The 12876-nt window shown below is 36.0% G+C and carries 9 protein-coding genes and 1 other annotated feature; of the genes, 6 read left to right on the top strand and 3 right to left on the bottom strand.

Annotation, left to right across the window (positions count from 1 at the left end):
• Positions 1-8: 8 nt before the first annotated feature.
• Positions 9-1307, bottom strand: a complete 1299-nt coding sequence (gene melA, locus JVU85_RS06805) for an alpha-glucosidase/alpha-galactosidase (RefSeq protein ID WP_002509660.1) — start codon at positions 1305-1307, stop codon at positions 9-11.
• Between the two features lie 177 nt (positions 1308-1484).
• The gene (locus JVU85_RS06800) at positions 1485-2369 is read right to left on the bottom strand and encodes an AraC family transcriptional regulator (protein WP_107373832.1); all 885 of its coding nucleotides are present in this window, start codon (positions 2367-2369) and stop codon (positions 1485-1487) included.
• Between the two features lie 196 nt (positions 2370-2565).
• Here JVU85_RS06800 and JVU85_RS06795 point away from each other — a divergent pair, with 196 nt between their 5' ends.
• Positions 2566-3723 (top strand): globin domain-containing protein, encoded by a 1158-nt coding sequence (locus JVU85_RS06795; RefSeq protein ID WP_107373833.1) that lies wholly within the window; start codon positions 2566-2568, stop codon positions 3721-3723.
• Between the two features lie 342 nt (positions 3724-4065).
• Positions 4066-4935 carry an SDR family oxidoreductase gene (locus JVU85_RS06790; protein ID WP_204172185.1) on the top strand — a complete coding sequence of 290 codons (870 nt, stop codon included), beginning with the start codon at positions 4066-4068 and terminating at the stop codon, positions 4933-4935.
• A 217-nt stretch (positions 4936-5152) separates the two neighbouring features.
• On the opposite strand, the gene JVU85_RS06785 is transcribed toward JVU85_RS06790, so the two are convergent.
• The gene (locus tag JVU85_RS06785) at positions 5153-5986 is read right to left on the bottom strand and encodes a ParB/RepB/Spo0J family partition protein (protein ID WP_204172212.1); all 834 of its coding nucleotides are present in this window, start codon (positions 5984-5986) and stop codon (positions 5153-5155) included.
• A gap of 201 nt (positions 5987-6187) precedes the next feature.
• Positions 6188-6505 (top strand) — a binding site (T-box leader).
• 60 nt (positions 6506-6565) lie between these two features.
• Between JVU85_RS06785 and JVU85_RS06780 the strand changes: the two genes are divergently transcribed.
• Genes JVU85_RS06780 through metE form a run of 4 tightly spaced genes read left to right on the top strand, consistent with a single transcriptional unit; the run spans position 6566 to position 12876 of the window.
• Positions 6566-7669, top strand: a complete 1104-nt coding sequence (locus JVU85_RS06780; protein WP_103388627.1) for a PLP-dependent transferase — start codon at positions 6566-6568, stop codon at positions 7667-7669.
• Entirely contained in the window at positions 7666-8841 is a 1176-nt protein-coding gene (gene metC, locus JVU85_RS06775) for a cystathionine beta-lyase MetC (protein ID WP_107373835.1), read from the top strand. The genes JVU85_RS06780 and metC overlap by 4 nt, the downstream gene beginning before the upstream one ends.
• The gene (locus JVU85_RS06770; protein ID WP_204172184.1) at positions 8795-10636 is read left to right on the top strand and encodes a bifunctional homocysteine S-methyltransferase/methylenetetrahydrofolate reductase; all 1842 of its coding nucleotides are present in this window, start codon (positions 8795-8797) and stop codon (positions 10634-10636) included. The genes metC and JVU85_RS06770 overlap by 47 nt, the downstream gene beginning before the upstream one ends.
• Positions 10630-12876 (top strand): 5-methyltetrahydropteroyltriglutamate--homocysteine S-methyltransferase, encoded by a 2247-nt coding sequence (gene metE / locus JVU85_RS06765; RefSeq protein WP_031266687.1) that lies wholly within the window; start codon positions 10630-10632, stop codon positions 12874-12876. Before JVU85_RS06770 ends, metE begins: the two co-directional genes overlap by 7 nt.

The following is a 12876-nucleotide window of genomic DNA, read 5'->3' as shown; positions in this document are numbered from 1 at the left end:
CGCTGATATTAGTCGAACTTTGGTAGCCAATCGCCATGAGCTGTAATTAAATCATCACATAATGCAATAATGTCATCGATTGATAATTCTGCTGCTGTATGAGGATCTAACATTGCTGCTTGGTATATTTTTTCTTTTTTCTGAGTCAATGCCGCTTCAATAGTCAATAATTGCGTGTTAATATTCGTTCTATTTAATGCTGCGAGTTGTTCTGGTAACGCACCAATATAAGTCGGTGCAATGCCACTACTATCCACTAAACACGGTACTTCTACTACAGCATTTTCTGGTAAATTACTAATTAAACCACCAGTATTTAAAACGTTGCCTCCAATTTTAAACGGTTGATTCGTTTCCATTGCTTCAATGATATACGAGCCATATTCATGTGAACGTTCATGCTCTAAATTTTTATTATTCACCATATCATCACGCATTTGTTCCCATTCTGTTATTTGATTGACACAACGACGTGGGTATTCATCCAATGGTATATTGAAACGCTCTATCAATTCTGGATATTGGCTTTTAATAAAATAAGGATGATATTCGGCATTATGTTCTGAAGACTCAGTAATATAATAGCCAAATTTATCCATGAGTTCGAAACGCACCATATCATCATGTGGCTGTTGCTGTTTTGCTTTCGCTCGTTGTTTAATTTCCGGATACAAATCTTTACCATTACGAGTAATTTCAAGCAACCATGCCATGTGATTGATGCCCGCTATTTTATGCTGAATTCCATCTGTTGGCATATCCAAAGACATTAATAAATCATTAGCACAAACTTGAACACTGTGGCATAATCCAACTGTTTTAATCCCTTCTTGCAACATAATATTTGTTAACACTGCCATAGGATTTGTGTAATTTAAAAACCAAGCATCTGGACATACTTCTTTCATATCTTGAGCAAATGCTTGCATTACTGGAATCGTTCTTAAATTACGGAAAATACCTCCAATGCCTAATGTATCAGCAATTGTTTGACGTAAGCCGTATTGTTTAGGAACTTCAAAATCTGTAATAGTAGCTGGATCATATCCTCCCACTTGGATTGCGTTAATAACATATTTAGCATCGTGTAAAGCTTCTTTACGATTATGGTACGCACGTATTGTGACACCAGCATTTAAATTGCTTTTCAAATTATTTAACATTCGTTCGGAATCTTCTAATCGTTGTTCATCTATGTCATATAATGCAAATTCAAAATCTTGTAATGCGTCAACAGTCATACAGTCTCCTAATACATTCTTAGTAAACACGGTACTTCCTGCACCTAAAAACGTAATCTTTTTCATATTACTGCCTCCTAAATATAAGTTTAATATTGCGATTTCACAAGTTGCTCACAGTTACTTGAACTTTTAATTTATTGTTTTCATTTGCTGTAAATACAATATCTTATATTCAGATTAGTGAATGTTCTGACAACTAGCAATCGTAAATTAATTTGAAAAGGGTAAAATATTGCGCTATTAATCAATGAATAATTTATCTACAGGCATCACTTTATTATTTTTGCGATAACTACCTGGCGTTACACCAATTACCTTCTTAAAAACTTTGCTGAAGTAATTACTAGACCTAAAACCCACTCGTGTAGCAATTTCTGCTACTGACAATTCACTAGTAATTAATAATTGAACACTGACACGTATACGTATTTGCGTTAAATACTGTATTGGTGTTACTTTCATCGCTGAGTTAAATTGACGGGTAAAGTAATATTTAGAGAGTTGTGTCACCGCTACAACGTCGTCTAACGATAAATCTTCATAATAATATTTTTCTATGTAGCGTATTGCTTTATTAATTGGCGAGTCATGTCCCGTCCCCACGCGTTGACCATATTCTAAATACTCCAGACATTTCATCACAAACGTATAAGCACGGGCAGAAGATTCGTAACCGTGATGAATACCTATATTTTCTATTTTTTCTAATGTTTCAATGATAAATTGTATTGGTGCTGCATGAAGTGGTAATTGTATAATTGGTCCAGCAGTAGTTTGTATTTTTTCAAAGAGCGTAGCTGCCATATTTCCATATATTGTAAAATACAAAAACTCCCATTGCTCAGAATCATGCGGTAAGTAATAACAATGGTCACTAGGTACTTTCACAAAAAAGGCATCGCCTTGCCTTAACTCATAATATTGTTGACCAATTCGTATTGCGCCCTTCCCACTTAACGTATATTGAAAAATATAAACATCTTGTTCAGCGCGTTGTAACCCATCCCACCGATAATCATGATGTTGTCTAATTTCATAACCTGTCGTTTGTAATCCTGCTACTGTTTCTTGAAAATCACCTTTCAAACGAAAGCCATATGTATTAGGCGTTAATGCAATTTTCATACAACCACTCCCTATTTTCATATCTACTACTATCGATTACTATTACATTAACATTACCATTAACTGCTCATTAAAATAATGTGATGATATTCGCACAATTTAATAATTTTGAAACCTTTATGACTTTCCTTTTATTTACTTGAACAATTAATACAATAGTTTAATAATTAAGTTAGATAAATAAGGAGGTCATATTATGTTAACTCAAAAAGAAATTAGTACTATTAAAGACACGGTACCTTTACTAAAAGAAGAAGGACAAACAATTACCTCGAAATTTTATAAACGCTTATTTGAAACACATCCAGAATTAAAAAATGTTTTTAACCAAACGAACCAGAAAAAAGGTTTACAATCTTCAGCACTAGCTATGGCCGTTTTAGCAGCTGCCGATAATATCGATGATTTGTCACCTATCGTTCCTGCTATTATGCCAGTAGTATATAAACACTGTGCTTTACAAGTAAAACCTGAACACTATCCCATTGTTGGAGAAAATTTATTATGGGCTATTAAAGAAGTGACTGGATTGACAGATGATAGTGAAGTTATCCAAACGTGGGGCAAAGCATATCAAGCAATTGCAGATGCATTTATCGGTTTAGAACAAGAAGTATACAGTAACATGGCTTGGGACGGCTTCCAGCCATTCAAAGTCACAGACATTAAAGAACAAACAGACATCATAAAATCATTCACAATTACATCAGAAAATATTGATTTAAGTCAGTTTGTACCTGGTCAATATATTACGGTTGACGTAGCCAGTGACAAATTACCATACAGAGCTAAACGTCATTATTCCATTGTCGATGGTGATACTAACTATTTAACATTTGGTGTAAGACGCGATGTAACTGATGATCATGAAGGTGAAGTTTCAACAATTTTACATGATGAAGTAACTATTGGCGATACTTTAAATTTATCGGCACCAGTTGGTGGTTTCGGTTTAGCCGATAACAATAATAAACAATTATTCTTAGGTTCTGGTGTAGGAGTGACACCTTTAGTATCAATGTACCGCGAAGCAGCAAATAAACAATTAGCAGCTACATTTATTCAAGTTACATCTAATGACAATAATGTAGCATTTGAACAAGAATTGAACGACATTAATAACTCTGTTGCACAAGGTGAATTCAAAACTCATTTTAGAGATGTTGATGGCTTTATCGATTCTAAACAATTACAAGAGTATGTAGATGCAAACACTGAAATTTACATCTGTGGTGGTAATTCGTTCCTAAACTCAATGATTATGCAACTACAAACATTAGATATACCACAAGAAAATGTTCACTTTGAAACGTTTATTCCAAGATTAAGCTTTTCTGCTTCTTCACAAGCTTAACTAAAATATCGTTATAATAGTGGCTTTTACGCGAAAACACTTGATTGCTTATGTTATTTTAAGGGAATTCCATATTTTCAGATTTATAATAGGTAAACAACCTTATAAAATTGATATTACTATTAATTAGTTTACGCATTCAATAAACATCGTCACACTTCAAACTAACTCTAATATCACTAAAAGATGTAAGGCGATGTTTTAAACTCATAACAGACGGGAGATTAGTATTTCACGATACTAATCTCCTTTTTGTTTGAATAGCAATATAATAATTGTAACTAAGTTTCATTTGTACTACAGGTGGTATCGGATTAATAATGACACTTTTGGAGGTGCTTTATGAACTTAGTTGATTTTCATAAAGAAATAAAAGGATACGTACAACAGCGTCAACCTGGTATCGAAAAAGATATGCAGCCGAAACCCATTTCTGAATTTGATGACTATCAAGCAGGCAGAAAATTACAAGGTAAAGTCGCACTCATTACTGGAGGCGATTCTGGTATTGGTCGTGCGATAGCAACGCTTTATGCTAAAGAAGGTGCTCATGTCGCCATAGGTTATTATGACGAGCATAGCGATGCTGATGACATTGTTGCTTATATTAAATCTTTTGGAGTGACAGCTAAAGCTTATGCACATGATTTAAAAAGCGTAGCTGACTCTCAAGCATTAATTCAACAAGTAATTACCGATTTCGGCCAACTCAACATTTTAGTAAATAATGGTGGTGTCCAATTCCCACAAGATCACTTTGCTGACATCACACCGGAGCAAATTAAAGAAACATTTGAGACTAATATTTTTGGTATGATGTTTTTATCTCAAGCAGCTGAACCTCACCTCTCATCAGGCGATGCTATAATTAATACAACGAGTGCGACAGCTTATCGTGGTTCCGGTCATTTAATAGATTACGCTGCCACTAAAGGCGCAATCGTAGCATTTACACGTTCACTTGCTACAAGCTTGGTTGAAAAAGGGATACGGGTCAACGCTGTAGCTCCTGGTCCTATTTATACGCCACTCATCCCTGCAACTTTTAGCCAAGACAAAGTCGAACACCAAGGTGATGACACACCGATGGGGAGACGAGGACAGCCAGCAGAGCTAGCACCTGCATATGTTTTCTTGGCTTCTTATGCAGATAGCTCATACATTACAGGACAAGTCATTCATGTGAATGGTGGCGATTATATTACGAGTTAAGGAGTTAACAAATCATGAATGTGTTGCTGACACTCAGAGTAAACTCAATTTCTCTAAAAGGTTAATCTTAATAATTAAAACGTATTATAAAAGCGCGTCGCCTTCTCTTAAGGCACGCGCTTTTTATATTGCTGATATTTGTCCTATTTATTACCATTACACCGTTAACAAGTGTTTGACTACTACTTCATAATGCATGACTGCAAAGATACTATGCTTATTTTCGATATTGGGCATTAAGTTGTTGTATCAATTGCTTAAATTCTTCCTCGGAAGTAAATTCAAATGTGATGTTCCCTTTTTTATTCACGGTAGAAATATTCACCTTTGAGCCATATTGGTCTCTTAATTGCCGTTCTTGTTGTTGAATAAACTTGGGCTTTTTCTTACTCGTTGAAGCTTGTTTTGATGTCTTGCTATTTTTTGCTGAATTGATACAATCCTCTAAATAACGTACGCTCCAAGACTCCTCGTAGGCTTGCTGCGCCATTTTATTCATTGTGCGCTTATCTTTAACAGCTAATAGTGTACGTCCATGTGCTCCCGAAAGTTGTTCATCGCGAATCATTCGCATGATTTCAGTTGGTAAATTAAGTAAACGTAACATATTAGCAATATACGGTCTCGATTTACTTAAGCGTGTCGCAACTTCTTGTTGTGTTAATTGTAGGTCATCCATTAATTTACGATAGCTTTCAGCTTCTTCAATTGCGTTCAAGTCTTCGCGCTGTAAGTTTTCAATAATCGCAAGTTCCATCATATCTTCATCTGTCATTGTTTTGACAATAGCAGGAATCGTTGTCAGACCCACACGTTGTGATGCACGAAATCTGCGTTCACCTACTACAATATGATAGCCTTTTATAGTTTGCCGTAAGACAATTGGTTGTAGAATGCCGTGTTGTCGAATAGAACCCGCTAAATCATCTAATTTAGTATCATCAAATGTTTTTCGGGGTTGGTATGGATTGGCTTTAATTTGATCTAGTGCAATATGTTGCACCTCTTCATCCTGGGTAGTAATTAAACGGTTGTCTTCTGTCTGTGCGATGATATTCACCTACCTTTCTAACAGCTTTACTGTTATTTTATGAATTTTTATACGTGAGAACAAGTAGAAATATTTATACTAGCGCAGATTAGCCTTTTTATTCTAATATCAAAATAATCTCGTTAATCTAAATTTTCAGAAAAGTTGTTGACAAAATTTCTTTTAATGTGTAAGCTATGATTTATCAGTTAAAACAAATAGCTAAACACAGTAATAAGGAAAGTAGAACTAACCCTGCTGGCACAGAGAGTCTTCAGTTGCTGAAAGAAGACACAGAAAGCAAGTTTGAAAATGGCCTTTGAGTGCTGATGCCAATATGAGGCATCATCGGGATCGCCCGTTATAGCGATACAGTATTAACATCAGTTACATGCCAAACTGGAATTAATTTCCATTGTTTTGAAATCTTCTATAGATTCAAAATGTCGATGCATCAACTGTTAGCGTACTGGATAAGGTTGTTTTAGCAATAAAACAACAAACTAAGGTGGTACCACGAAGCAAGCTTTCGTCCTTTATATCCGAATTTTTCGGGTCTAAAGGACGGAAGCTTTTTTATTTTTTAGGAGGTTATATATTATGAAAAATACTGAATTGGCTCAAATCGCATTAACACAAGATGTTACTGGCTCTATCGCCAACCCTATTTATTTATCAACTGCATATCAGCATCCGCATTTGGGAGAATCGACGGGTTTTGATTATACAAGAACAAAAAACCCTACACGTTCAGCATTTGAAGAAGCGTTTGCTAAATTAGAACGCGGTATAGCTTCCTTTGCAACGTCTAGCGGTATGGCAGCAATTCAACTCGTTTGTAATATTTTCAAACCAGGAGATGAGGTGCTCGTATCTTTTGATTTGTACGGAGGTACATTTAGACTATTTGATTTTTATGAACAACAATATGGCGTGAAATTTAAATATGTCGACTTTTTAAATTACGAAGAAGTACAACAAGCACTAACACCACAAACACGTGCACTTTTTATTGAACCAATATCAAATCCTTTAATGTTAGAGGTCGACCTTGAACCTTACTATATTTTAAGCCAAGAGCGTAACTTGTTAACTATTATTGATAATACGTTCTTAACACCTTATCTTTCAACACCATTAGAGGAAGGTGCAGACATTGTTTTACATTCAGGTACTAAATATATCGGAGGTCATAACGACGTCTTAGGAGGGATCGTCACAGTTAAAGACCCACAACTCGCTGAAGACTTTAACGCCTTACACAATATGATTGGAGCGACATTATCACCAATCGATAGTTATTTATTACAACGAGGTCTAAAAACATTACATTTACGCTTAGATCGTTCAGAAGAAAATGCCAAACGACTTGCAGAGCGATGTTCGACGTTATCATCAATCTCTGAAGTATTATACAGCGGCCGCACCGGTATGATGAGTTTACGTTTACACAAAGACTATAGCGTTGCCAAATTTTTAGAAAACATTGATGTTTGTATCTTCGCAGAAAGCTTAGGTGGTACTGAGACATTGATTACCTTCCCATATACACAAACACATGTTGATATGCCCGATGTAGAAAAAGATAAACGTGGCATTGACGAATATTTAATCCGTTTATCTATTGGCGTTGAAAACTATGAAGATATCGAAGCAGATATTATTCAAGCATTAGAAAAATCTAAAGTAGGAGTGATTTCATGACTTTATCAAAAGAAACAGAAGTAATATATGATGCACACCGTGGACAGGACTATGATTCAGCAAACCCACCATTATATGATTCATCAACGTTCCATCAACAAGTACTAGGTGGCGATACAACATATGATTATGCACGCAGTGGCAACCCTAACCGTAATTTATTAGAAGAAAAACTAGCTAAACTAGAAGGGGCTGACTACGCCTTTGCTTATGCTTCAGGTATTGCGGCTATTTCATCAGTCTTACTCACGCTTAATAGTGGCGATCACGTCATTTTACCTGATGATGTATACGGAGGTACGTTCCGTTTAACAGAACAAATTTTAACACGCTTTAATATACGATTCACTACTGTAGATACAACAGACGTTACGGCAATTGAAGATGCAATTGAGTCACAAACTAAATTGATTTATTTAGAAACACCATCCAACCCACTATTTAAAATCACTGATATTAAAGCAGTTGCTCAATTAGCACAAGCACGTGATTTACTAGTAGCAGTTGACAATACCTTTATGACACCACTGGGACAATCTCCATTGACATTAGGTGCAGATATCGTTGTTCACAGTGCTACTAAATTTTTAGGTGGTCATAGCGATATTATTGCTGGAGTCGCTATTACTAATAATAAAGCTGTCGCAGATGCGTTGTACTTATTACAAAACGGTACAGGTAATGCCTTATCTGCACAAGATAGTTGGACATTGGCTAAACATTTAAAAACTTTACCTGTACGCTTTAATCAATCTGTAAGTAACGCGCAACAATTAGTTACATTCTTATCAGAACGCGATGAAGTCGCAGAAGTTTATTACCCGGGACATAATGAGACACATTTAGCACAAGCTAAACATGGCGGTGCTGTGCTCGGTTTCCGTTTAAAAGATGAAAATAAAGCACAAGCTTTTGTAGACGCATTGTCACTACCACTTGTTTCAGTCAGTCTAGGCGGTGTTGAAACGATCTTGTCACACCCAGCCACAATGTCACACGCAGCAGTGCCTCAAGATGTACGTGAAGCACGCAATATTACCTTTGGTCTGTTTAGACTAAGTGTTGGTCTAGAAGACCCAGATGAACTTATCGCTGACTTTAACTACGCATTTAAGGAGGCTTTTAATGACTCAACTGTTACAAGCACTCAAACACAACATACTCATCGCTGACGGCGCGATGGGAACAATACTTTATTCTGAAGGCTTAGATACTTGTCCTGAAGCATATAATCTCAGCCATCCAGAAAAAGTCGAACATATTCATCGTTCATATATAGATGCTGGCGCTGACATTATTCAGACCAATACGTATGGAGCTAATTTCGAGAAGCTCAAAGCTTACGGATTAGAACATAAAGTGAAGGACATACATCAGGCTGCCGTTAAAATTGCTCAACAGGCTGCCAATGATGATACGTATATCTTAGGTACCGTTGGCGGCTTTCGAGGTGTGCGCCAAGAGGACTTAAGCTTATCTGCCATCCAATACCATACAGGCATTCAAGTCGATACTTTAGTAGAAGCTGGCGTTGATGGTTTACTCTTCGAGACGTATTATGATTTAGAAGAACTAACAAATATCATTCAAGCGACACGTCGTAAATATGATATTCCTATCGTCGCTCAACTAACAGCTTCTAATACCAATTATTTACGTGATGGTTCAGAAATCAATAGCGCATTACAACAACTTAAAGCCAGTGGCGCCGATGTTGTAGGATTAAATTGTCATCATGGACCTCACCATATGCAGCAATCTTTTTCACATATTGAATTACCGGATGACGGTTACTTATCTTGTTATCCAAACGCGAGTCTATTAGATATCGATAACAGTGAATTTAAATATAGTGATAACGCTGAATATTTTGGTAGCGTCGCTCAAAAATTAATAAATGAAGGCGTTCGCCTGATCGGTGGTTGTTGTGGTACAACACCCGAACATATTAAATTTATTAAGTCATCTATTAAAGACTTAAAACCTGTTACACATAAAGATATTATTCCTATAACTAAACACCAAACTAAAACAACAACGACAAGTTCCAAAGTTAATTTAACTACTAAAGTGAAACAACGTCCAACTATTATTGTTGAATTAGATACACCCAAACATCTCGATACAAGCTTATTTTTCAGAAATATCAAAAAATTAGATGACGCCGATATAGATGCGGTAACGTTAGCTGATAATTCCTTAGCTACTGTCCGCATCAGCAACATCGCGGCAGCTAGTCTAATCAAGCAAAATTATAATATTGAACCGTTAGTACACATTACTTGTCGTGACCGTAACCTTATAGGTTTACAATCTCATTTACTCGGTCTGTCACTCATTGGCGTCGACGAAATATTAACCATTACTGGTGATACTTCAAAAATTGGTAACCTTCCCGGTGCCATGAATGTTTTTGATGTGAACTCCAAAGGATTAACAGAAATCGCACAACGTTTTAATCAAGGAATCAATACTGATGGTGATGCGCTGAAGCAAGCAACGAACTTCAACATCGCAGGAGCATTTGATCCTAACGTACGTAAACTAGACGGGGCTATTCGACGTTTAGAGAAGAAAATCGATAGCGGAATGAATTACTTCATTACCCAACCCGTTTATAGTAAAGAAAAAATCAAAGCAGTATATGAAGCAACAAAGCATTTAAATGTACCTTTCTTTATTGGTATTATGCCAATCACCAGTTATAACAACGCGTTGTTTTTACACAACGAAGTACCTGGCATAAAACTATCTGAAGAAATATTAACTCAATTTGAAGCAGTTAAAAACGATAAAGAAAAGACACGCGAGCTCAGCATTTCAATATGCAAAGAGCTTATCGACACTGTACATGAATATTTCAACGGCTTATATCTGATTACACCCTTCCAACGTGTAGATTTTTCTTTAGAACTAGCAGCATACTCGAAAACCATCACTTCAACAAAACAGGAGGCAATATTATGACAATTAAAACATCAAATTTAGGTTTCCCAAGGTTAGGTAGAAAAAGAGAATGGAAAAAGACAATCGAAAGTTACTGGTCTAACAAAATTTCTGAAGCAGAGTTAAATCAACAATTAACAGACTTACACAAAGAAAATTTACTACTGCAAAAAAATTATAATTTAGATAGTATTCCAGTCGGTGATTTCTCATTATACGATCACATTTTAGATACATCATTACTCTTCAATATAATTCCGGAACGCTTCCAAGGACGTGAAGTTAATAATGATCTGTTATTCGACATTGCCCGAGGTAATAAAGAACACGTAGCGAGTGCTTTAATTAAATGGTTTAACACGAACTACCATTACATTGTTCCTGAGTGGGATAACGCTGAACCAAAATTAAATCACAATGTTTTATTAGAACGTTTTAATTATGCCCAATCATTAAATGTTAATGCGCATCCTGTTATTGTTGGCCCTATTACATTTGTTCAACTATCAAAAGGTGGCAACCAAACATTTGAAGAAAAAGTTCAAACGTTACTACCATTATATAAAGAAGTATTACAATCACTTGTAGATGCTGGCGCTGAATATATTCAAATTGATGAGCCAGTCCTTGTGACAGATGCAAGTGCAGATTTCGAAAATATTACTAAACAAGCTTATGATTATTTCGCTGAAGCAGGAGTTGCTAGCAAATTAGTAATTCAAACATATTTTGAACGTGCGAATATTAAGTTTTTAAATACTTTACCTGTTAAAGGTTTTGGGTTAGATTTCGTCCACGACCGTGGTTACAACTTAGAGCAACTTAAAGCTGGTGATTTAGACCAAGATAAAGCAATTTACGCTGGAATTATTGATGGCCGTAACGTTTGGGCTGCCGATATTGCCGCTAAAAAAGACTTAATTGAAACACTACAAAACTATACATCCGAATTAGTGGTGCAACCATCAGCATCATTACTACACGTTCCAGTTTCATTAGATGATGAAACTTTAGATGAAACGATTGCTGAAGGCTTAAGCTTCGCTACTGAGAAATTAGATGAGCTCGATGCATTAAAACGTGTAATCAATGACAATGATTCTGACAAATTTGATGTGTTAAAAGCACGTTATGAACGTTTCCAAAACCAAGCGTTTAAAAATCTAGAATATGACTTTTCACAAGTGCGTGATACACGTCAATCACCATTTGCAGAACGTAAAAAACAACAAGACGCACAACTCAACTTACCAGATTTACCAACAACTACAATCGGTTCTTTCCCACAATCAACTGAAGTGCGTAAACAACGTGCTGATTGGAAAAACAACCGTATCTCTGACGAAGCATATAAAACATTTTTACAAGATGAAATTGCACGTTGGATCAAAATTCAAGAAGATATCGGTTTAGATGTGCTTGTTCATGGTGAATTTGAGCGTAATGACATGGTTGAATTCTTCGGTGAAAAATTACAAGGGTTCTTAGTAACTAAATTTGGTTGGGTACAGTCTTATGGTTCTCGTGCCGTGAAGCCACCAATTATTTACGGAGATGTAAAATGGACAGAACCATTAACTGTCAAAGAAACAGTATATGCCCAAAATTTAACTGACAAACCAGTGAAAGGTATGCTGACAGGTCCGGTTACGATTTTGAACTGGTCATTTGAACGCGTCGATTTACCACGTGAAGATGTCCAAGACCAAATTGCTTTAGCTATTAACGAAGAAGTTTTAGCATTAGAAGCAGCAGGCATTAAAATTGTTCAAGTCGATGAACCTGCATTACGTGAAGGATTACCATTACGTTCTGAATACCATGCAGATTATTTAGACAAAGCTGTTCATTCATTCAAACTATCTACATCATCTGTGGCAGATGCAACACAAATTCATACACATATGTGTTATTCTCAATTCGGACAAATCATTCATGCCATCTATGATTTAGATGCTGATGTTATTTCTATTGAAACATCTAGAAGTCATGGTGATTTAATTAAAGACTTTGAAGACATCACTTACGATTTAGGTATTGGTTTAGGCGTATACGATATTCACAGCCCACGTATTCCAACAGAAGATGAAATCACAACTGCAATCCACCGTGCATTGCAAGAAATCGATCGTTCATTATTCTGGGTTAACCCTGACTGTGGATTGAAAACACGTAAAGAAGATGAAGTACGTGAAGCCTTAACTGTATTAGTCAATTCAGTAGAAAAATTACGTGAATCTAAAGATCCAGCAACAGTTTAA

This window comes from Staphylococcus sp. GDY8P72P (assembly GCF_016890655.1).
Classification (GTDB): domain Bacteria; phylum Bacillota; class Bacilli; order Staphylococcales; family Staphylococcaceae; genus Staphylococcus; species Staphylococcus arlettae.
The sequence above is the reverse complement of the archived record's forward strand: the minus strand, read 5'-3'. Positions and strand labels throughout refer to the sequence as shown.